18 protein-coding genes, 1 tRNA gene and 2 pseudogenes are annotated in these 20,489 nt (G+C 65.4%); 7 read left to right on the forward strand and 14 right to left on the reverse strand.

The genetic code is table 11. The features are described 5' to 3' along the window. From FHS79_RS05365 to FHS79_RS05385, 6 genes and pseudogenes are all read right to left on the reverse strand, one after another. Positions 1–767 (reverse strand): IS256 family transposase (locus tag FHS79_RS05365; protein ID WP_184196548.1); only part of this gene is annotated, 767 nt, incomplete at its 3' end. A 427-nt stretch (positions 768–1,194) separates the two neighbouring features. Then, positions 1,195–1,305 (reverse strand): annotated as a pseudogene (locus FHS79_RS19410) (PEPxxWA-CTERM sorting domain-containing protein); the annotation flags it as partial. A 9-nt stretch (positions 1,306–1,314) separates the two neighbouring features. Beyond that, positions 1,315–2,436: pseudogene (locus tag FHS79_RS18735) on the reverse strand (NF038122 family metalloprotease); the annotation flags it as partial. Positions 2,437–2,709: 273 nt separating this feature from the next. Further along, positions 2,710–2,796 (reverse strand) — tRNA-Leu (locus FHS79_RS05375). 225 nt (positions 2,797–3,021) lie between these two features. Next, positions 3,022–4,242, reverse strand: a complete 1,221-nt coding sequence (locus tag FHS79_RS05380) for an acyl-CoA dehydrogenase family protein (protein ID WP_184196551.1) — start codon at positions 4,240–4,242, stop codon at positions 3,022–3,024. Positions 4,243–4,323: 81 nt separating this feature from the next. After that, a complete protein-coding gene (locus FHS79_RS05385; protein ID WP_341534419.1) occupies positions 4,324–5,061 on the reverse strand; it encodes an MJ0042-type zinc finger domain-containing protein in 738 nt (245 codons plus the stop codon). A 20-nt stretch (positions 5,062–5,081) separates the two neighbouring features. Here FHS79_RS05385 and serS point away from each other — a divergent pair, with 20 nt between their 5' ends. Beyond that, complete coding sequence (gene serS, locus FHS79_RS05390) at positions 5,082–6,359, forward strand: serine--tRNA ligase (protein WP_184196558.1); 1,278 nt, start codon at positions 5,082–5,084, stop codon at positions 6,357–6,359. A gap of 10 nt (positions 6,360–6,369) precedes the next feature. Then, the gene (gene surE, locus FHS79_RS05395; RefSeq protein WP_184196561.1) at positions 6,370–7,143 is read left to right on the forward strand and encodes a 5'/3'-nucleotidase SurE; all 774 of its coding nucleotides are present in this window, start codon (positions 6,370–6,372) and stop codon (positions 7,141–7,143) included. Positions 7,144–7,409: 266 nt separating this feature from the next. Here the strand turns inward: surE and FHS79_RS18740 are convergent, their stop codons facing one another. The 4 genes from FHS79_RS18740 to FHS79_RS05415 all read right to left on the reverse strand — a co-directional run bounded on the left by FHS79_RS18740 (position 7,410) and on the right by FHS79_RS05415 (position 11,410). Next, positions 7,410–8,150, reverse strand: a complete 741-nt coding sequence (locus FHS79_RS18740) for a PEPxxWA-CTERM sorting domain-containing protein (protein ID WP_243452689.1) — start codon at positions 8,148–8,150, stop codon at positions 7,410–7,412. Positions 8,151–8,413: 263 nt separating this feature from the next. Further along, the gene (locus tag FHS79_RS05405) at positions 8,414–9,220 is read right to left on the reverse strand and encodes a PEPxxWA-CTERM sorting domain-containing protein (protein WP_184196564.1); all 807 of its coding nucleotides are present in this window, start codon (positions 9,218–9,220) and stop codon (positions 8,414–8,416) included. Between the two features lie 607 nt (positions 9,221–9,827). Then, the gene (locus FHS79_RS18745) at positions 9,828–10,559 is read right to left on the reverse strand and encodes a PEPxxWA-CTERM sorting domain-containing protein (protein ID WP_243452690.1); all 732 of its coding nucleotides are present in this window, start codon (positions 10,557–10,559) and stop codon (positions 9,828–9,830) included. 305 nt (positions 10,560–10,864) lie between these two features. Then, on the reverse strand, positions 10,865–11,410 hold the full coding sequence (locus FHS79_RS05415; RefSeq protein WP_243453543.1) for a PEPxxWA-CTERM sorting domain-containing protein: 546 nt from the start codon (positions 11,408–11,410) through the stop codon (positions 10,865–10,867). Between FHS79_RS05415 and FHS79_RS05420 the strand changes: the two genes are divergently transcribed. From FHS79_RS05420 to FHS79_RS05440, 5 genes are all read left to right on the forward strand, one after another. Beyond that, positions 11,400–11,669 (forward strand): hypothetical protein, encoded by a 270-nt coding sequence (locus FHS79_RS05420; protein ID WP_184196567.1) that lies wholly within the window; start codon positions 11,400–11,402, stop codon positions 11,667–11,669. The genes FHS79_RS05415 and FHS79_RS05420 overlap by 11 nt on opposite strands. A 356-nt stretch (positions 11,670–12,025) precedes the next feature. Continuing rightward, positions 12,026–12,775 (forward strand): M23 family metallopeptidase, encoded by a 750-nt coding sequence (locus FHS79_RS05425; protein ID WP_184196570.1) that lies wholly within the window; start codon positions 12,026–12,028, stop codon positions 12,773–12,775. An 88-nt stretch (positions 12,776–12,863) separates the two neighbouring features. After that, positions 12,864–14,249 (forward strand): leucyl aminopeptidase family protein, encoded by a 1,386-nt coding sequence (locus FHS79_RS05430; RefSeq protein ID WP_184196572.1) that lies wholly within the window; start codon positions 12,864–12,866, stop codon positions 14,247–14,249. Further along, a complete protein-coding gene (locus FHS79_RS05435) occupies positions 14,246–15,115 on the forward strand; it encodes a C40 family peptidase (protein ID WP_184196575.1) in 870 nt (289 codons plus the stop codon). The genes FHS79_RS05430 and FHS79_RS05435 overlap by 4 nt, the downstream gene beginning before the upstream one ends. 120 nt (positions 15,116–15,235) lie before the next feature. Then, on the forward strand, positions 15,236–15,754 hold the full coding sequence (locus FHS79_RS05440; RefSeq protein ID WP_184196577.1) for a hypothetical protein: 519 nt from the start codon (positions 15,236–15,238) through the stop codon (positions 15,752–15,754). A gap of 57 nt (positions 15,755–15,811) precedes the next feature. On the opposite strand, the gene FHS79_RS05445 is transcribed toward FHS79_RS05440, so the two are convergent. The 4 genes from FHS79_RS05445 to FHS79_RS05460 all read right to left on the reverse strand — a co-directional run bounded on the left by FHS79_RS05445 (position 15,812) and on the right by FHS79_RS05460 (position 20,481). Then, complete coding sequence (locus FHS79_RS05445) at positions 15,812–16,357, reverse strand: HD domain-containing protein (protein ID WP_184196580.1); 546 nt, start codon at positions 16,355–16,357, stop codon at positions 15,812–15,814. A gap of 11 nt (positions 16,358–16,368) precedes the next feature. Further along, entirely contained in the window at positions 16,369–18,090 is a 1,722-nt protein-coding gene (locus FHS79_RS05450) for a class I adenylate-forming enzyme family protein (protein WP_184196583.1), read from the reverse strand. A gap of 77 nt (positions 18,091–18,167) precedes the next feature. After that, positions 18,168–19,307, reverse strand: a complete 1,140-nt coding sequence (locus FHS79_RS05455) for an acyl-CoA dehydrogenase family protein (RefSeq protein ID WP_184196586.1) — start codon at positions 19,305–19,307, stop codon at positions 18,168–18,170. A 1-nt stretch (position 19,308) separates the two neighbouring features. Beyond that, positions 19,309–20,481 carry an acyl-CoA dehydrogenase family protein gene (locus FHS79_RS05460; RefSeq protein ID WP_184196589.1) on the reverse strand — a complete coding sequence of 391 codons (1,173 nt, stop codon included), beginning with the start codon at positions 20,479–20,481 and terminating at the stop codon, positions 19,309–19,311. Positions 20,482–20,489: the final 8 nt, after the last annotated feature.

Consider the following 20,489-nt stretch of genomic DNA (forward strand, 5'->3'; position numbering starts at 1 on the left):
TGGGCATTGCGGGAGAAGTGGACGCGGCAGCGTTGCCATGCGGCGCTGAAGACGCGGGAGACGGAAGCCTTGATGCCCTCATGGGCATCCGAGATGATGAGCTTCACGCCGCGCAAGCCGCGACGCGCGAGGCTGCGCAGGAAATCGGTCCAGAAGGTCTCGGCCTCTGACGCGCCGATTGCCATGCCGAGCACCTCGCGGCGACCATCGCTGTTCACGCCGACCGCGATGGTGACCGCGACCGAGACGATGCGGCCGTTCTGGCGGACCTTGAGGTAGGTGGCGTCGATCCACACGTATGGCCAGTCGCCCTCGATCGGGCGATCGAGGAACGCCTTCACGCGGACATCGATCTCTTCGCACAGCCGGCTGACCTGGCTTTTCGAGATGCCGCTCATTCCCATCGCTTTGACGAGATCATCGACCGATCGCGTCGAGATGCCTTGAATATACGCCTCCTGCACGACGGCGGTCAGCGCCTTTTCGGCAAGGCGTCGGGGCTCGAGAAAGCCGGGGAAGTAGCTGCCCTTCCTGAGCTTGGGGATGCGCAGTTCAACGGTGCCGGCACGGGTCTCCCAGTCGCGCTCCCGGTAACCGTTGCGCTGGGCGAGCCGCTCGTCGCTCTTCTCTCCATAGCCAGCGCCCGTCAGGCCACCCACCTCAAGGGCCATCAGCCGCTGCGCGGCAAAGCCGATCATCTCACGCAAAAAATCAGCGTCTGCGCTCTTTCCCACAAGCGCCTGCAGGTTCATCGTATCGTCGGTCATCGGTGATCTCCGTTGGTTGGATATTGCAACCCAAACCTAACCGAAGATCGCCGATGGCCAACCGCGACCTACACCACCACCTGGGACACGACCTTGCGGTCCGCAGCAAAACGGTCTCGCCTGCTGTGCTGTGTGGAAGCCAGGCATGGACAGCGGCGCGGACGATCCGGATCTTTCCGAAGACCTCGGCAATCGTCGGTCCTGCTTTCGCCAGGTCAATACGGCAGCCGTCTGCTCTTCAACGAACGCCGGCCTGTCTATCGGCTGCCGAGTTCATTGCATCAGCAAACCCAAAGCCGTGTGCTGCTGCTCGGAATGGTCAAAGCCAAAGGCAGCAATTCGCGGCTTGAAAATGTTGCAGCGCCTGGCCTCGAAGACGCCGGCGACATCTGACTGCCGCCGGCTATCTGCATGGCGCAATGTCGCCTCAGGCAGTGAGGCTGCGGCGTCCCCGACGGCGTGCCGCAGCGCCGACCATCCCGAAGCCGGCGATCAGCATCGTCCAACTTTGCGGCTCAGGCACAACGGTCGCCCAGTCATACCCCATCGCATCGAAAGCGAACAAATCGAACTTGGTAAAAACCTGGCTTGGACGGGTCCCGCCCGGCCCGGTTGCCGTCGGGTCCATCAGGCCCAGCGGCGGCGCGATATTCAGCAGCGTGTCGTCCTTCCAATGGCTCGCCTGGCGCAGATCGCCATTCAGCCGACCAGTGGAAAGTGGTGCCATACACGTCATGCCGTTGATCGAATAACAGGCACTGCCGCCGATCGACCAGTCTCGCACGAAATCACCGCCGAAATCGCCATAGCGGAACAGATCATGCACCGTTCCCCAGGCAATATTGTTCAGCCCGCGAACGCCAGGCAGTGCCCTGCCTGGCAATGCGTTGACATCGGCAAGATCGACACCCGAGCGGAAGCCAAGTGCATGGCCGATTTCGTGCGCAGCAACGCCAACGAAATCGAACGCGCCTGGCGTGATGCCGTCGGTAGGGTCGAAATCCCAGACGAAGGCACTGCTGAACGACACCGATCCGTCGCGCGCGCCCGGATTGTTGGCGGCATAGACCGGCGCGAGGCCCATCGCCTTCATTTGCGCAGTATTCACAGCGATATTGTTGTTATCGAACGTGTTGTTGTCGTCGAAAAACCGCAGGCGAGAATCGATTGCGCCCGACGCTGGAGGCTCGTTCGACACAAAGCTGATGGGAGCGCCGCTCAAAGTCGTCATTGCGCGCCTGTCGATAAACGTCTTGGCATCTGCAGCGAGCGCGCTCTGGACGGTATTCACGCCAACCGTGTTTGTTGTCGATCCCGTCGAACCAAGAATGCCTGGCCCGAGTGCTGAAAACCGCACATCGAGATTGATCGTGATATTGTCCCTGAACAGGCCGGAGAACAACGCTCCTGCGGCTTCGAAGCCCCTGCGTGCGTCGGTTCCGATGCCGACACCGCCGAGGTCGTTCAGGACGAACTGCATGCCGCCGCCGCTGCCCCCCGACATGCTGGCGACAGCCGCATTGAAGGAACCGGAGTCGAAGCTGCCCTGATTGTCATCGAACTGATGGTTGCATTCGGCCGTATGCACATGGCCGATCGCCTGCGCAAAAACCGGCGTCGACGAAACCGCAGCCAACAGCACCACTTTCAACAATGTCTTCATTTTCATCCCCCGATTCAGTCCCTGCGCATATCCGTCCGATGTCGGGTGTGGTTAGCAATGTTTAAAATGCAACATGCGACAATTCTTGCTGGTGGTGGCGATGTCGTCGGTCTTGCATCTGTTCAGGCCCATGGTCACCAAAGGCCTTGGCACGATCACCGGCATTGCGGCCATGGTGCCGGCCAGCGGCGTGTCCTCCGAGTTGCGTGGTGCTCTGGGGGGGGCCAATAATCGCGTCGATCGCGGAAATAGCCCTCGGATGATCCCGACGGAAAGGGTTGGTGCGGCCAAGAAGACTCGAACTTCCACGGGCTTTCGCCCACAACGACCTCAACGTTGCGCGTCTACCAGTTCCGCCATGGCCGCACAGACCCTGTTGTACGGGGGCTGGCCCCGCCCGGTAGGAGGGTGCGGTTAGCAGGCAGGCGCTGGGGGCGCAAGGGGGGATGGCTTGTGCGCCAATGTGAAAGGCAGCGCCGCGGCAAAGCCGCGGCTGACGTCAGACGAGTTCGGCCAGCGAAGCTGTCCGCCTCGCTGGCCGAGCACTGCGCCGTGTCTCGCGACAGCTTCGCTATCGCTCGCCGGCTTGGCTCAGTTATACCTTCTCAACTCGTTCTTCGCGATCGCCTGCCGATGCACCTCGTCGGGCCCATCCGCCAGCCGCAGCGTGCGCTGACCGGCATAGCCGCTCGCCAGACCGAAGTCCTGGCACACGCCGCCGCCGCCATACGCCTGGATCGCCATGTCGTGGATCATGCAGCTCATGTTCGGCGCCACGACCTTGATCATGGCGATCTCGTTGGCAGCACCCTTGTTGCCCACCGTGTCCATCATGTACGCGGCCTTGAGCGTCAGCAGCCGCGCCTGCTCGATGGCAATGCGCGAATCGGCAATCCGCTCATGCCACAGGCTGTGCTCGGAAATCGGCTTGCCGAAGGCAACGCGGCTCTTCAGCCGCTTCACCATCTTCTCGAGCGCCCGCTCGGCGGCGCCGATCGAGCGCATGCAATGGTGGATGCGGCCTGGCCCGAGGCGCCCCTGCGCAATCTCGAAGCCCTTGCCCTCGCCGAGGATCATGTTGCCCACCGGCACCCGCACATTGTCGAGGATCACCTCATAATGGCCGTGCGGCGCATCATCATAGCCGAACACCTTGAGCGCCCGCAGCTTGTTGATTCCCGGCGCATCGAGCGGCACCAGGATCTGGCTCTGCTGCGCATGGCGCGGGGCGCTGGTATCGGTCTTGCCCATCACGATGGCGATGGCACAGCGCGGGTCACCCACGCCCGAAGACCACCATTTGCGGCCGTTGACCACATATTCGTCGCCTTCGCGGCGGATCGACGTCTCGATGTTTGTCGCATCCGAGCTAGCCACCGCCGGCTCGGTCATCAGGAAGGCCGAGCGGATCTCGCCCGCCATCAGCGGCCGCAACCACGTCTGCTTCTGCTCCTCCGAGCCATAGGTGCGCAGCACCTCCATGTTGCCGGTGTCGGGCGCCGAACAGTTGAACACCTCGCTCGACCACATGGCGCGGCCCATTTCCTCGGCCAGCGGCGCATATTCGAGGTTGGTGAGGCCAGGCCCCTTCCACTCGCCCTTGTCATGCTCGCAGATGTTGAGGAACATGTTCCAAAGCCCCGCCTCGCGCGCCTTGGGCTTCAGCTCCTCGATCACCGGCAGCACCTTCCAGCGCTCGCCCTCGGCCACTTCCTGCTCGTAGCGCGCTTCATTGGGGTAGATATGCTCGTCCATGAAACCGCGCAGCTTCTCGATCAGCGCCTTGGATTTGTCGCTATACTCAAAAATCATCCGTCGTTCCTTCAGCCGGCAGTCCGGCATGGTGTGTCATGCGGGCGGCGCCAAATCCAGCCGCAAAACAGGTAGGGACGCTCAGCCACTCACCAGCCGCAGCGTCCGCGCGCCACCCGGCACATCGGTGAGCGTGCTGGTGAAGCGCGCACTCGTGCCCGGCTGCAACGCCGCCGCCGGCACGTCGATCGACCAGCGCCGCACCACGCCGCCCGGCGCTTCGAGCGTCGCCTTGAGCACCGCCGTCCCTGCCACCGAGCGGCCCGTGTTGCGCACCTCGCCTTCCACTTCGAGCAGCATCGTTCCCGAAGGCAGCGGCGTCAGCCGGCCCGATGCCGTGATCACCAGCGGTGATGGCCCGGGCTGCAGCGGCCGCAGCCATTCGCCCACCACCGGCACCCGGTCCGGATCGATCCGCTCCAGCGCCACCCCGCCGGCAAGCACGGCCGCCGCCAGCAGCAGCAACACGCCGATCAGCCAGCCGATCCAGGCAAAGCTGCGCCGCGGCTCGTCGTCAGGCTCCTCTTCCGCAGGCAGCTCGGGCACCGGCTCGGGCACCGGCTCATCAACGGGTTCGACCTCGGGTTCAGGCACCGGCTCCGGCAGCGGCGGCTCGACCGCCTCGGGAAGCGTCCAGCGATGGTCGCATTCGGCGCAGCGCATGCGTTTGCCACCCAGACCCAAACCGGCCTGGGCCAGCCCTTCATTCAGCTTGTAGCGCGCACCGCAGTTGGGGCAAATCACGATCACGGCTGTCACACTAGGCGCAATCCGGGCGAAGGTGAATCCCCATTTTGCAAGTCTCTTGTCTGTCTGCACCGAGCGGCTAAGACAGCGCGATGCACGATATCCGCGCCATCCGAGCCGATCCCGCCACCTTCGATACCGGCCTCGCGCGGCGCGGGCTGGCCGCCCCCTCGGCCGCCATCCTCGATGCCGATGCCGGCCTGCGCGCCGTGCAGACCGCGCTGCAAGCCGCCCTCGCCCGCCGCAACAGCCTGTCGAAAGACATCGGCCAGGCCCGCAGCCGCGGTGATGGCGCCACCGCCGAAGCGCTCACCGCCGAAGTGACTGCGCTCAAGACGCAGGTCCCAGCCCTCGAAGCCGAGGAGCGTGACCGCCAGGCCATAGTCGAAACGCTGCTCGCCGAGCTGCCCAACATCCCCGCCGATGATGTGCCGCATGGCACCGACGAGACCGGCAATGTCGAAGTCGCGCGCTTCGGCAGCATCCCCGCCTTCGATTTCACCCCGCTCGAACACGACGTGCTCGCAGCAAGGCTCGGCTACGATCCCGATGCCGCCGCAAAGATCGCCGGCGCCCGCTTCGCTGTCCTCGGCGGCGCCCTCGCCCGCCTCCACCGTGCACTCGGCCAGTATATGCTCGACACCCAGGTCGCCGCCGGCTGGCGCGAGATGGCGGTGCCACTGCTGGTGCGCGCCGACGCCGCCTTCGGCACCGGCCAGCTCCCCAAGTTCGGCGAGGATCTGTTCCAGACCACCGATGGCCGCTACCTCATCCCCACCGCCGAAGTCTCGCTCACCAACCTCGTCCGCGAGAGCGTCATCGAGGACGACACCCTGCCGCTGCGCCTCACCGCCCTCACCCCCTGCTTCCGCTCGGAAGCCGGGAGTGCGGGGCGCGACACGCGCGGCCTCATCCGCCAGCACCAGTTCGAAAAGGTCGAGCTCGTCAGCCTCTGCACCCCCGAACAGGCCGAAGCCGAGCACGAACACATGCTCGCCTCCGCCGAAGCCATCCTCACCGCCCTCGGCCTGCCCTTCCGCCGCATGCTGCTCTGCACCGGGGACATGGGGTTCACCGCCAAGCGCACCTTCGATCTCGAAGTCTGGCTGCCAGGGCAAAATGCCTTTCGCGAGATCAGCAGCATCTCCTGGTGCGGCGATTTCCAGGGCCGCCGCATGAATGCGCGCCTCAAGACACGCGGCGAAAAAGGCACCCGCGGCTTCGTCCATACCCTCAACGGCTCGGGCCTCGCCGTCGGCCGCACGCTGGTCGCAGTCCTCGAAAATTGCCAGCAAGCCGATGGCAGCGTCATCATCCCGGCGGTGCTGCACCCGTATATGGGCGGCATCACCCAGCTCACCCCCGCCTGAAAGGCACCCCATGCGCATTCTCGTGACCAATGACGACGGCATCAACGCGCCCGGCCTCGTGGCGCTCGAAGCCATCGCCGCCGAGCTTTCGGACGATGTCTGGGTCGTCGCCCCCGCCGAGGAGCAATCGGGCGCCGGCCACTCGCTCACCCTGTCGCAGCCCGTGCGCCTGCGCGAAATCGGCCCCCGCCGCTTCAGCGTGCGCGGCACCCCCACCGATTGCGTCATGCTGGCGCTGGGTGCGGTGATGGCCGACCACAAGCCCGATCTCATCCTCTCGGGCGTCAACCGCGGCGGCAATCTCGCCGAAGACGTCACCTACTCGGGCACCGTCTCGGCCGCGATGGAAGGCTGCCTCGCCGGCATCCGCTCGGTCGCACTCAGCCAGGTGATGATGAACTACACCGCCGGCCAGGAAGATTTCAGCACCGCCACCACCCACGGCGCCGACATCATCCGCCGCATCGCCGCCGTCGATTGGGCGCCGGGCATGCTCATCAACATCAACTTCCCGCCGGTCATCGCCGCCGATGTGCGCGGCGTGCGCGTCACCGAGCAGGGCTTCCGCGATTATGGCAACATCCACCTCGTCAAGCGCACCGATCCGCGCGGCTTTCCCTATTATTGGCACGGCTTCGGCAAGGAAAAGGCCGATCCCGGTCACCGCACCGATCTGCAAGCGATGCACGAGGCCTGCATCTCGGTCACGCCGCTCCACCTCGACATGACGCACTATGCCAGCCTCGAAGCACTGCGCACCGTGCTCGGGCCACTTTCCGAATAGCAAAAGGCCCGCAGGATCGCGCCTGCCGGCTTGCGGATCATCGGGTCGATCAGGCGACGAGCGTAAGGCTCGAGCTGCACACCAGGAGCCCGACAAGGCCCAGGCGACCGATCAGCATGGATGCGACAGCCGTGTCAGCGCCGGCCAGAAGCTGGCAATTCATGCTTCAGGTCTTGCCCGGTGGGCATCGCAGCAAGCCCCATGAACGACGACGGGCGCCATCGGCAATGCCGACGGCGCCCGTGCCACTGCAATCGACCTGAGTGTCAGGCAACGACAGTCGTGTTGCGGCGGCGACGTGCCGAAACGCCGACCAGGCCGAAGCCCAGGATCAGCATCGCCCAGGTGCCGGGCTCGGGAACGAACGACGGCAGCGGCTCCGACGAGAACTGACCACCGATGGTGGCGCGGAAATCGTTGACGCGGTTGCCATTGGTGCTGAACGCGTTGGTGACGGCGGTCAGTGCCAGCGAGAAGTCCGAATTCGAGATCTGGTCGAAGCTCAGGAAGTCGGAGGTGTAGGTGATCGTGCCACCACCTTCGGTGCTCGAACCGAAGCTGCCGGCCGAGCTGCCGACGGTGCCGTTGACCGAACCGCCGGTGAACACTGCGGAAAGCAGGTTGAAGCCGGTGATGCCATTTGCCGTGATGGGGTTGTTGGCGAGGATCGAGAAATTGCCCGTAGCGCCCAGCAGGCTGAAGGCGCCGGCATTGTTGACAACGCCGCTCGGCATCGACGCATCGAGGGTGAAGCGGGCATTGACCGACTGCAGAGCGGCCGGGACGCCATCAAGGGCGAGGGTGAAGAACACCGGCACGCCGCTGGCAGCGTTGTCCGTGGCCGAAGTCGTGGTGAACAGGCGGCTGGTGCCGTTGTCCCCAACGAAGCGAACGTTGAGGCTGGTCGTTGCCGGGCTGATGGAAGCAAAGGTGGTAAGAGCAGATGCTGGCGCGGCGGCAATGCCCGCAGCCAACAGGCCGAGGCCAAGGATTTTAGATACTGACATGCAACACTCCCAACCAGGTGAACGACAAAAGCATCGCCCACCACGCAACAGGCGGTCTGGTCCCGTGAATCGAACCAGCCTGACCCGCCGTGCCCCTATAAGCATGTCTGCCTGTTAAGGTTGCCGGAAAATTAAGCGTTATCGATAATTTTGCACTTGCTAACGTTTGTAAACCCAAGATTGCGCAAGACGTTGTACCGGATATGAAGAGGGCGCCGCAGCTCCTCGCTGCGGCGCCCCCTCATTTCACCCGACAGTTCAGGTCAGGCGACGGCAACCTTCTGGCGCCGACGCGCCGAAATGCCGACCATGCCGAATCCGAGGATCAGCATTGCCCATGTGCCAGGCTCGGGAATGAAAGCCGGCACCGGCTCCGACGAAAACTGCCCGCCGATTGTCGCTCGGAAACCGGCCAGTCCCGGGTTGCCATTGGGCGCAAACGCGTTGGTGACGGCCGTCAGCGCCAGCGAAAAATCGGAATCGATCACATCGCTGAAATCGAGGAAATCCGACGAATAGGTGATCGTTGCCCCACCGATGGTGCTCGCACGAAAAGCGCCGGTCGTCTCGCCGATTGTACCGTTGAGCGATGCTCCGTTGAAGACGCCGGAAAGCAGGTTCGTTCCAGTGATCCCGCCGGTCGTCACCGCGTTGTTTGCAATGATCGAAAAGCTGCCTGAAGCGCCGAGGAGACTGAAGGCACCCGACGAGCCGACATCGGAGTCAGGCATCTGCGCATCGAGCGTGAAAGTCGACGCAACCGACTGCAGGTTCGGAATGCCCAAGCCCAGGGTGAAGATGACCGGCACACCCGATGCAGCCCTGGCGCCCTCGGTAAGCGAGGTATAGAGCCGATCCGTTCTGTCGCCGTTGACGAAGGTCACATTCAGATCGGTTGTCGAAGGACTGATACTTGCAAAGGTGGTCAATGCTGCTGCCGGGGCAGCAATGGTTGCAGCAACGAAAAGGCCCGTCGCGGCCAAGGATTTGATTAAGCGCATGCTACTCTCCTCATACCTGCGACGGTTTGGGAACCGCCGCAACGCGTAGCAGGAGCCCGATCCGCCCATCGGACCAACCACCTGTTATCTCCGGCCAACATCATGGTTTACGATCAGTTGCACCGCTCGTCGCAGTCCATGATTGCCTTACATTGTTTTACATTTGTTAGGCACATAAGGCGGGAACTAACTCGACCAAGCGCAATGTCACTCGGCGATCGAGACAGAGAACGCGGTCGGTCCGGCCGGCAGCGCCCTTCGGCAGTGACAAAGATATGGAGGATCAGCCCGCACGACCCCACCGGCTACAAAGATCCGAAACGCCACCCGAAACGACGACGAGGCCGAGGGGCAAGACACCGGACGCCCGGCGCGCTGCCCGCGCACGGCAATGGATCTGCAGGGCAACATTTTGATCTCTGTGCCGCCGGAATGTCCTGATCGCCATTCCTGTCAAAGACCTTTCGCATCGATGAGTCTGAATACTGAATTCATTCTCGAGATCAAGCTTCTGACACAGCAAAATACGTCAGCACTTCGTTAGGCCTTCTTACCGACTACTTTACGTTCTATGATGAGGGGCAATGCAAAGCTCGATGAGAGCCGGCCAAGCCGAAAAAGAAAAGGCGCTGCGGATTGCTCCACAGCGCCTTTCCCGGAACCAGGAAGCTTGGTGTCAGGCGACGACGACGTTGCGACGACGACGGACCGACACACCGACCAGGCCGAAGCCCAGGACGAGCATCGCCCAGGTGGCGGGCTCGGGAACGAGCAGGCGCGGAGCCGGTTCGGACGAGAACTGGCCGCCAAGGGTGGCACGGAAACCGCGCAGACGGCCCGCACTGTTGCCGAACGCATTGTTCACGGCCGACAGCGCCCAGGACAGATCCGACGCAACGATGTCGGAGAATGCGAGAAAGTCGGAGGTGAAGCTAATGGTCGAGCCGCCAACGGTGCTGGCCGTGACACCACCGGTGCCGCCGCCGATTTCACCGTTGAGGCTTGCGCCACCGAAGGTGCCCGAGAGCAGGTTGGTGCCGGTGATGCTGCCGAGCGTGACGGCCGCATTCGAGATGATCGAGAAGGTGCCGGTCATGTTGGCGAGGCTGAAAGCGCCCGCGCCGCCGCTCGCCGACGGGATCGTCGCATTGATGGTCAGAAGCGACTGCACGCCCTGAAGGACCGGCGGTGCACCGGCGATCGAGAACACGACAGGCACACCCGAGGCCGAAGTGGCGCTGTTGCTGAGCGTGGTGATGAACGAGCTGGTGCCGGCGGTGCTGACGAAGCGCACATTGCGCGTCTGCGTTGCCGACGAGAAGCTTGCGAAGGTGACCACGGCGGACGCCGGGGTGGCAATACCGGCAGCAACAAGGCTCGCGACCGCCAAAGACTTGAACATCGACATTAATCTTTCTCCCTGTTCGTCGGCCTTAATCAGGCCTTCACCCCCAATAACAAAAGCCTAACCCGCCCACCGAATCAGCGCTTCCCCTAGGATGCATCTCTCTCCTACGGTATAGGTCACTGCGCTGCAAGATGGGTTAATCGATGGGGCAGGATAGTTGCCCAAAATCACCATAGTGCTTGGCCAAGTGACCAACTGTGCACCATGTTGCGCAGCGGAAAGGGCCATTCTTCGCGGTCTAGATAAAGAAAAGGGCGCCGCGGACCATGTCCGTGGCGCCCTTTTGGCAAGCTGAAATTGAAGGGTCAGGCGATCAAGACGCGGCGGCGACGGCGAACCGACACGCCGACCAACCCGAAACCCGCAACGAGCATGGCCCATGTGCCAGGTTCCGGGATCAGCGCCTGTGCCGGATCGGACGAGAACTGCCCACCGAGCGTGGCGCGGAAATTGCGCAGCCGCGACGGCGTTCCGAAATTGCCGAACGTGCTGAACACGGCGGACAGCGACAGCGACATGTCTGCTGCGGTCAGCGCGGAAAAGTCCAGGAAGTCCGACGTGAACGAGATGGTGGAGCCGCCAACGGTGCTCCCCGACACGCCACCCGTGCTGGCGCCGATGGTGCCGTTCAGCGCGGCATCGCTGAAGAACACGGTCAGCAGGTTCGTTCCCGTTGCGCTCAGATATGAAACCGGATCATTGGCCGTGAACGCCATCGTGCCCGAGAGGCCGGAAAGGCTGAACGCGCCTGATCCACCCGTCTGCGAAGGCAGCGTCGCGTCGAGCTTCAGTGTGCTGGCAACGCCCTGCAGGACCGGCGGCGCGCCGAGGATCGAGAAGATGACCGGCACCGCCGATGCTGCAGTGGCGCTGCTGTTCAGCGTCGAAATGAACCGGCTCGTTTCCGCACCACTCACGAACCGCACGTTGCGCGTCGTCGTCGCCGAGGAGAAACTCGCGAATGTCACGACAGCCGAAGCGGGGGTTGCCACACCTGCAATCACAAGGGCTGCCACAGCCACGGTCCTGAACGTCGACATCGTCATTTTCTCCCTGCTTGCTGAAATGGACCCATTCACCGGGGGGCGTTATCTCAATCGACATTTCTGATAACTGAAGTGCTGCAGTGCCGCAAGCCGGAGTGCCGCAAAGCCACTTGATTTTATTAACAAATTCATTACAGCCACGATCGTTGTTATATCAGGCGCAAGCATTGTCACTCGCCTCGAATTGCTCGTGCACCACGTTCGGCCACTGCGCTCCGGGCCAAACAACTGGAAAAACATCGACCTTGCCGCTAAGCAAAGACAGTGCGTCGTCGTTATTCCTCCGCCCTGGCAACGTTGGCCATGGTCGCACTGCTTGCAGCCTGTGCGCCCAGCCCGGGTCGTCGACAAGGCCCGCAAGCCGTTTCCAGGGCATCCTCCGCCGCAAAAGCAGCTTCCCAGGCGCGCGAATCACGTGGCGTGCGCACCTATGTCGTCCGCCCCGGAGACACCGGAATCGCCATCGCGCGCGATCAGGGTGTGCGCTGGACCGATGTAGTCACGCTCAACCGGCTCGAGCCACCCTATCTGCTGCGCGTCGGAGACTGGTTGCAGCTGCCCGCGCGCTCGGCCACGCTCGCCTCGCGTCCTCCCCGGCGCACGACCCCGGCACGCCCCGCCAATGCGCGGCGCTCCACGGCGACCCCTTCAACGCCAACCTCGATCGAGGCCCGCGCCCGCGCCTTCTCCCTCGATGTGGAAACGCTCATCACCGGCACCGAGCCTGCCGGCCGCGCCGGCCCTGCAACGCCAAGGTCCTCCGCCGCAACGCCGCGGCCGGTCGCAGGCGCACCCGCCTTCCGCTGGCCGGTCGATGGCCGCCTGCTCGCCGGTTTCGGTCCCAAGCCCGCCGGCCGCTTCAACGATGGCATCAATCTCAAGGCCGGCGCCGGCAGCCCGGTGCGCGCCGCCGCCGATGGCACCGTCGCCTATGCCGGCGATGCCATCACCGGCTTCGGCAACCTCGTCCTCATCCGCCACGAAGGCGGCTGGGTCACCGCCTATGGCCATAACGAGGCGCTGCTCGTCCAGCGCGGCACCAGCGTCAAGGCCGGCGAGCCGATCGCCCGGGTCGGCAGCACCGGCGCCGTCGCCGAGCCGCAACTGCATTTCGAGATCCGCAACGGCCGCACCGCCATCGATCCGCTCAGGCTGCTGCCACCGCGTTGATCCCCCACGGGCTTGCGATTTGCGCCCGGCATGGCAAGGGCTGGTTGGTGATCCCCATCTCCTCCCCCGCCGCACCGGATGCCCTGGCATGACCGAATTTTCCGCCCTGCTTGTCCTCGACGATGGCGGACCGGCGTCACGCCTCGTGCCACTGGCTCCCGAAGCCCTTGATGCCTGGCTGCGCACCGCCTCCGAGCGCCACCGCAGCCTGGTGGCGGCCCATCGCTTCAAGGCCGCCGCCGGCGAAGTTCTGCTGTTGCCCGGCGATGCCCCCGCCGAACTGCTGGCACTCGCCGGCCTCGGCAGCGCCGCCCCCGGCCCCTTCGCGCTGGCCGCCGCCGCGTCCCGGCTCCCGCCCGGCCGCTGGCGGAGCACGGCGCCGCTCCCGCTTCTGGGCTGGCTGCTCGCCCAGCATCATTTCACCCGCTACAAGGCTGCCACCAACGCCGGGCCGCGGATGCTGCTCGCCAGCGAGCCCGTCGCCCTGCGCGACGCGGTCGCCATGGCCGAGGCCACCGCCCTGGCACGCGACCTCATCGACACGCCCGCCGCCGACATGGGCCCGGCCGAGCTCGCCGCCGCCGTCGCAGCCCAAGGCCGACAGTTCGGCGCCACGACGAACACCATCGTCGGCGAAGCGCTCATCGACGCCAATTTCCCGCTCATCCACGCCGTCGGCCGCGCCGCCGCCCAGGCGCCGCGGCTCATCGACCTCGCATGGGGTGATCCGGCCCACCCCCGGCTCACCATCATCGGCAAGGGCATCACCTTCGATTCCGGCGGTCTCAACATCAAGCCCGGCAATTCGATGGGGCTGATGAAGAAGGACATGGGCGGCGCCGCCACCGCCCTGGCGCTCGCCCGGCTGGTCATGCAGGCGGGGCTGCCGGTGCGGCTGCGGCTGCTCGTGGCAGCGGCCGAAAACAGCATCAGCGCCAACGCCATGCGCCCCGGGGACATCATCGCCTCGCGCGCCGGCAAGACCATCGAGATCACCAACACCGATGCCGAGGGCCGCCTCGTCCTCGCCGATGCGCTGGCGCTCGCCGCCGAGGAAAAGCCCGCGCTGATCCTCGATTTCGCCACGCTCACCGGAGCCGCGCGCGTCGCACTCGGCCCCGAGCTGCCGGCGCTGTTCACCCCCGATGATGCGCTCGCCGCCGATTTCTACACCGCCGCCGGCGCCACCCACGATCCGCTGGCCCGGCTGCCGCTCTGGGCGCCCTATGCCGACATGCTCAAGTCGCCGATCGCCGACATGGTCAACAGCGCCGATGGCCCGATGGCCGGCGCCATCACCGCCGCGCTGTTCCTGAAGGCGTTCGTCCCCGCCGGCCAGCCTTGGGCGCATTTCGACACCTTCGCCTGGAACAGCGCCGCGCGCCCCGGCCGCCCCAAGGGCGGCGAGGCCCTCGCCCTGCGCGCCAGCTTCGCCCTGCTTACGGCGCGGTTCGGGGCGCGGTTCGCCCGATGAGCCTTCCCGATGTCCGCATCACCGGCCCCCGCCCGGTGCTCGATCCGCGCATCCACATCGCCCGTGGCGATCTCGTCGAGATCGGCCTCGCCGGCACCGTCGCCGCCGGTCGCTACACCGCCCCGCTGCCGATGGTCGCCACCCGGCCACGCACCCCGCTCGCCGCCGAGCCCGATGCCGACGCCCCAGCCGTCTCCGAACTGCTCCACGGCGAACCCTTCGACGCCTACGACATGCAAGGTGACTGGGCCTTCGGCCGCACCCTCCACGATGGCTACACCGGCTGGGTGCCGCTCGCCGCGCTCGCCGACCCCCCGGAAGAGCCCGCGCCTGCGCACATCATCACCGCACGCAGCGCCCCGGTGTTCGCCCGGCCGGACATCAAGGCCCCCGTCCTCCACCACCTGCCGCTCGGGAGCCGCATCCACGCCGTCCCCTCCGCACGCTTCCTGGCGCTGGCCGGCGGCGGCCATGTCCACAAGGCGCATGTCGCCCCGCACGCTGCGCGCTCCCCCCTCGCCATCGCACGACTGTTTGCTGAAGCCCCCTATGTCTGGGGCGGCCGCACCCCCGATGGCGTCGATTGCTCGGGCCTGGTTCAGTCCGCTCTCGCCGCCCTCGGCATCCCCTGCCCCCGCGATTCGGACCAGCAGCGCGAAAGCCTCGGGCGCCGCATCGACCCGGCAGACGCACAAGCCGGCGACATCGCCTTCTTCCCCGGCCATGTCGGCTTGCTCACCGCACCCGGCAGCCTCCTCCACGCCAACGCGCACTGGATGCGCACGATCGAGGAGCCCCTCGCCGATGTCCTCGCCCGCCTCGGCGGCAGCGAATACCTGCTGGCCGTCAATCGCCTGCCCGCCTGACCCCCCTCGACGAAGTGAAAGCCCGCCACGACGCGACAACTCGTGCCCGGTGCCGCAGTTGATCCTTCGGCCAGTTCATGTATCCTGCCCTCCAGTATCTGTAGCGAGGTCGATATGCGCATGATGATTGTCGCGGCCAGCGCCGCCCTTACCATTTTCGCCGCCGCTGCGGCGGCATCAACGGCTGCCGAGCCCAGCCGTGCTCTCGATCTGAAGGCCGAGGATCGGCGCGCGCTGGTCATCGGCCTGGCGTACAGGCTGGGCGGCAAGTTCATCATCTCCGGCCTCGACAACGCCGAGCCCACCTGCTCCGAAACTGGAACCTGCGTCACCACCACCGCCCTGCTGGAAATTCCGTTCCGCAACACGGCCATCGGCTCGCTCGATGATCTGGTGGACAATGTGCAGATCGGCAGCGACCCCGCCGTCGCCATCGTCAGCCTCCAGTCCGCACGCTGGGTGGGCCGCGGCAGGCTGGAAATCACCGCCATGACCTATGACGGTTCCGACAAGCGCTGGAAGCGCGCCACCGCCGTGATCGGCAATCAGGCGCTTGCGATGACGGGCCCCAACATGGGCTGGCGACCGGGCCGGCGGTTCATCGACTCATGGGAAGTGTCGGAGCTGCCCGCCGCATAGCCACGCGCAGAACCATGGGTGATGCAGCGGCCGGTCATTCCCGGTCGCTGCAGCCCCTCAGATCATCCGCTTCGGCGCCGAGAACACACGGCAGACTACATCCTCGAAGCTCGCCAGATCATCCGCCGGATACGCCGGGTCGAACGCCGGCGCATCCCAGTCATCGACCAGCTTCACGGCAAATCCATACCAGCTCTCCGCCGCAAACCCCTCGCGCAGCGTCCCCGGCTTGCCCAGATACTCGTAATAATATTTGCCCTGGAAATCCTGGTGGTGCTTCACCGCCATATAGATGTCGTCAGCCACATAAGGCTTGAGCATTTCCGCCGCAATCGGCCCATGGTTGGGGATGCTGAACAGCTTGCCCAGATCATGGCAAAGCGCTGCCACCACCTCCTCGTCGCTCGCCCCGGCCCGCCGCGCGAGCGTCCCCGCCATCAGGCTGTGCTGCAACTGGTTGGCACCGAACCCCACTTCGATCGCCTCCAGCCGCGCCAGCGAGTCCATGATCTGCCTGGGCGCAGCACTCACCTGGTGCTTGCCGTGCTCGGCAGCGATATGCGCCCAATCTTCGCGGGTGCCTTCGACCATGGTGGTGAACATGCGCTGTCTCCTCAGCCTGTATGGACGCCCCGATAATGCTTGCGAAGCGTCACCTTGTCGATCTTTCCCGAGCCCAGCTTGGGCAGCTGCTCGCTCGAGAACCACAGCCGCGCCGGCACCTTGAAGCTCGCCAGGTCGCGCTTCACAAACTCGATCAGCGCTTCGCCCTCGAGTGCTGCGCCGTCCTTGGCGTGCACCACCGCCCCCACGATCTCGCCGAGCCGCTCGTCGGGAAGCCCGAACACACACGCCTCCGCCACCGCCGGGTGCGCATAAAGCGCCGCTTCCACTTCCTGGCACGAGATATTCTCGCCGCCCCGGATGATGATGTCCTTCTTGCGGTCGACGATGAACAGATAATCATCCTCGTCGAGATACCCCAGGTCGCCCGAGCGGAACCAGCCATCGCCGGGGAAGGCCTCGGCGGTGGCGTCGGGCTTCATCCAGTAGCCGCGCACATTGGCCGCCGAGCGCAGGCACACCTCGCCCACCTCGCCCGCCGGCAGCGCCACCGCGCAATCGGCGGCATCGGCGGCAACAATGCGAATCTCCACCAGCGGCGGCGAGGCACGGCCGGTGGAATTGGGCTTGGCGCGATAGTTGTCGCGCAAATTGCCGGCCCCCACGCCATTGGTCTCGGTCAGCCCATAGCCCTGCAGCGGGTTCTTGCCCGGCAGCTCCTTGATCAGCCGTTCGACATGCTCGGGTGGCCGCGGTGCCCCGCCGGACGCGATATCGACCAGCGACGAGGTGTCGTACTTCGCCCGGCCGGGGTGCATCATCATCTCGAGGCTCATGGTGGGCACGCCGACGAAATAGGTGGCGCGTTCCTTCTCGATCAGCCGCAGCGCCTCGCCGGCATCCCATTTGTGCATGATCACCATCTTGCGGCCGATCGCGACCGAAACGAGCATCACCGGCACCGAGCCGGTGATGTGGAACAGCGGCACATTGAGCAGCATCACCTGCTGCGCCGGCGGGGCGATCCCCTGCTGCTGTGCCAGGCTGAGCAGCGCCAGCCCCATCACCAGATAGTTCATCGTGCCCGACACCACGCCGCGATGCGTCGACACCGCCCCCTTGGGATGGCCGGTCGACCCCGAGGTGTACATGATCGTGGCATCGTCCTCGGGGCTGATCTCGGGGAGGAACCAGGTCGTATCCGGCGAGGCCGCCATCTCGTCCTCGGAGCGCGCAAAGCCCAGCTCGTTCGCCACTTCGGCACTCGTCCGCACCGTCAGCACGCAACCGGCATAGCCCGCCGCCTTCACCCGCCGAGCCCGCTCCTCATCGGCGAGCACCAGCCGCGTGCCTGAATCCTTCAGGCCGTAGTCGAGCTCCTCGGCGGTCCACCAGGCGTTCATCGGCACGGCAACGCCACCCAGATGCGTGATGGCGATAAACGCCTCCACCCATTCGGGATAGTTGCGCATCGCGATCGCAACCCGGTCGCCCTTGGCGATGCCATGGCGGTGCTGCAGCATCGCCGCCATCCGCAGGCTGCGCGCCTGCACCTGCGGAAAGGTCAGCCGCTCGTCGCCATAGACAAGAAATTCCTTGTCGGCGTTGACCGCGAAGAAATAGGCAAAGAAATCGCGCAGATTGGCAGGGGCCGCCGAAAACACCGGCAGCGTGACACCGCGCACAACAGCCTCCCCCACCGCCAGCGGCCCACCGGGGGCGATGATCTGCGCCACGGTGGCATCGATGGCAGTGTCGAGTGCGCTCTTCATAACTTTCCCCAAGGAAGCCGCACCGTGTCTCCGGCGCTTGCAGGCGCCATTTGTGCCAAGGTCGGCACGCTTGGCAACTAATAACCGATCATCAACGCCATCCGGTCGCCATGAAAGCCCGAATCACCGAACGTCTCCGCCGCCGCCCGCGCCCGCTTCATGAAGAAGCCGATGTCGTAATCGTCGCTCATGCCGATCCCGCCATGCATCTGCACCGCCTCGTTGGTGGCAAGCTTCACCACATCGCCGGCCTTGGCCTTGGCCAGGCTCACGAACAGCGGCGCCTGCGCATCCCCGGCATCGAGCGCCTGCAAGGCCCGCAGCGTCGCCGAGCGTGCCAGTTCGATCTCGCAGAACAGATGCGCCGCACGGTGCTGCAGCGCCTGGAAGCTGCCGATCTTCGCCCCGAACTGCTCGCGCTGCTTCAGATAATCGACCGTGGTGGCAAAGCTCTGCCCCGCCACGCCGAGCATCTCCGCCGCCAGCCCGGCACGCCCCACATCGAGCACGGCTTCCAGCAGCCGCCCGCCCTTGCCAACCTCGCCGAGCACATCGGCGCCATCGACCTCGACGCCGTCCAATGTCACCCGCGCCGTCCCGCGGCTGTCGACCATCGATCGCCGGGCAATGCTCACCCCGGCGGCATTGGCCGGCACGAGAAACAGCGTGATGCCCTTGCGGTCCCCCGTCTCGCCGTCGGTCCGCGCCGCCACGATCAGCCAGTCGGCCGCCCCGCCATCGAGCACGAACGGCTTGATGCCGCTCAGCCGAAAGCCATTGCCCGAAGGCTCGGCGAAGGTCGCGACATGAAAGGGCGCATGCCGCGCCGCCTCGTCCGCCGCCAGCGCAAACAGCCGCTCGCCCGCCGCGATCAGCGGCAGATGGTTCGCCTGCTGCTCGGCCGTGCCCCCCTTCACCAGCGCCGTGGCCCCCAGAAGTGCGGTCGAAAGCATCGGCGCTGCCGACAGATTGCGCCCCATCGCCTCGAGCACCAGCCCGGCCTCGACCGCCCCCAGCCCGGCGCCGCCATGCGCCTCGGGCACCATCACGCCGGCAAAGCCCATCTCGGCCATCGCCTTCCAGGTGGCGCGCGAGAAGCCGATCGGATCATTGGCATCGCGCAGCCGCCGATGCTCGGCCACCGGCGCCGCATCGGCAAAGAACCCGTCCGCCGCTTCGCGGATCATCTTCTGGTCGTCGTTCAGTACAAGCGCCATCTCAAGCTCCCGGAAGTGCAAGCACGCGCTTGGCGATGATGTTCAACTGCACTTCGCTGGTGCCGCCCTCGATCGAATTGGCGCGGCTGCGCAGCCAGGAGCGCGCCAGGTCACCTTCGCCCTCGTTGTCGCCCTCCCAGGCCAGCGCGTCCGAGCCATTGACGCTCATCAGCAACTCCATCCGCTGCTTGTTGAGCTCCGTGCCATAGTATTTGAGCATCGAGCTGAGCGCCCCCGTTCCCTGCCCGGCGCGCGCCTCGTCCTTCACCCGCTCCATCGTCAGCAGAAACGCCCAGGCATCGACCTCATGGCGAATGATCTCGGCGCGCAGCAGCGGGTCGATATTCTCGCCGAGCACCTTCTTCGCGATCTGCGAAACGCTCGACCGCGTGTCGGCCCCGTCCATCCCGCCGATCATCTCGCGCTCGTGCGTCAGCAGATACTTCGCAATGTCCCAGCCCTTGCCGGCCTTGCCCATCAGGTTTTCCACCGGCACGCGCACATTGTCGAAGAAGGTCTGGCAAAAGGGCGAGGCCCCCGAAATCAGCCGGATCGGCGAGGTGCTCACCCCCTCGCTCGCCATGTCGAACAGCAGGAACGAAATGCCGAGATGCTTCGCTGCCGCCATATCGGTGCGCACCAGGCAGAAGATCCAGTCCGCCTTGTCGGCATAGCTCGTCCAGACCTTCTGGCCGTTGACGACGAAGTGGTCACCCTCCCGCACCGCCGAAGTGCGCAGCGAGGCAAGATCGCTCCCCGCCCCCGGCTCTGAATAGCCCTGGCACCAGCGGATCTCGCCGCGCGCGATCTTCGGCAGATGCTCGAGCTTCTGCGCCTCGCTGCCATATTTCAGCAGGGCCGGCCCCAGCATCCAGATGCCGAAGCTCGAAAGCGGCGGCCGCGCCCTGATCGCGCGCATCTCCTGCGCCAGCACCTTCGCCTCCGCACGGCTCAGCCCGCCGCCGCCATAAGCCACAGGCCATTCGGGCACCGTCCAGCCCTTCGCCGCCATCGCATCGAGCCACTGCTTCTGCTCAGGGCTGGAAAAGACGAAGTTCCGCCCGCCCCAGCACACATCCTCCTCGCGCTTGACCGGTGCGCGCATCGCAGCGGGGCAATTGGCTTCCAACCACGCTCGCGCTTCTGCGCGGAAGCTCTCCAGATCATCAGCCATCACGCTCT

The organism is Polymorphobacter multimanifer (assembly GCF_014205635.1).
Taxonomy (GTDB): domain Bacteria; phylum Pseudomonadota; class Alphaproteobacteria; order Sphingomonadales; family Sphingomonadaceae; genus Sandarakinorhabdus; species Sandarakinorhabdus multimanifer.

Excerpts from the sequence above, each read along its gene's own strand:
- FHS79_RS05380 (WP_184196551.1), bottom strand. The coding sequence starts at position 4,242 with ATGATTTTTGAGTATAGCGACAAATCCAAGGCGCTGATCGAGAAGCTG.
- serS (WP_184196558.1), top strand. The coding sequence starts at position 5,082 with ATGCACGATATCCGCGCCATCCGAGCCGATCCCGCCACCTTCGATACC.
- surE (WP_184196561.1), top strand. The coding sequence starts at position 6,370 with ATGCGCATTCTCGTGACCAATGACGACGGCATCAACGCGCCCGGCCTC.
- FHS79_RS18740 (WP_243452689.1), bottom strand. The coding sequence starts at position 8,150 with ATGTCAGTATCTAAAATCCTTGGCCTCGGCCTGTTGGCTGCGGGCATT.
- FHS79_RS05405 (WP_184196564.1), bottom strand. The coding sequence starts at position 9,220 with ATGGGCGGATCGGGCTCCTGCTACGCGTTGCGGCGGTTCCCAAACCGT.
- FHS79_RS18745 (WP_243452690.1), bottom strand. The coding sequence starts at position 10,559 with ATGTCGATGTTCAAGTCTTTGGCGGTCGCGAGCCTTGTTGCTGCCGGT.
- FHS79_RS05420 (WP_184196567.1), top strand. The coding sequence starts at position 11,400 with ATGACCGGCACCGCCGATGCTGCAGTGGCGCTGCTGTTCAGCGTCGAA.
- FHS79_RS05430 (WP_184196572.1), top strand. The coding sequence starts at position 12,864 with ATGACCGAATTTTCCGCCCTGCTTGTCCTCGACGATGGCGGACCGGCG.
- FHS79_RS05435 (WP_184196575.1), top strand. The coding sequence starts at position 14,246 with ATGAGCCTTCCCGATGTCCGCATCACCGGCCCCCGCCCGGTGCTCGAT.
- FHS79_RS05440 (WP_184196577.1), top strand. The coding sequence starts at position 15,236 with ATGATGATTGTCGCGGCCAGCGCCGCCCTTACCATTTTCGCCGCCGCT.
- FHS79_RS05445 (WP_184196580.1), bottom strand. The coding sequence starts at position 16,357 with ATGTTCACCACCATGGTCGAAGGCACCCGCGAAGATTGGGCGCATATC.
- FHS79_RS05450 (WP_184196583.1), bottom strand. The coding sequence starts at position 18,090 with ATGAAGAGCGCACTCGACACTGCCATCGATGCCACCGTGGCGCAGATC.
- FHS79_RS05455 (WP_184196586.1), bottom strand. The coding sequence starts at position 19,307 with ATGGCGCTTGTACTGAACGACGACCAGAAGATGATCCGCGAAGCGGCG.
- FHS79_RS05460 (WP_184196589.1), bottom strand. The coding sequence starts at position 20,481 with ATGGCTGATGATCTGGAGAGCTTCCGCGCAGAAGCGCGAGCGTGGTTG.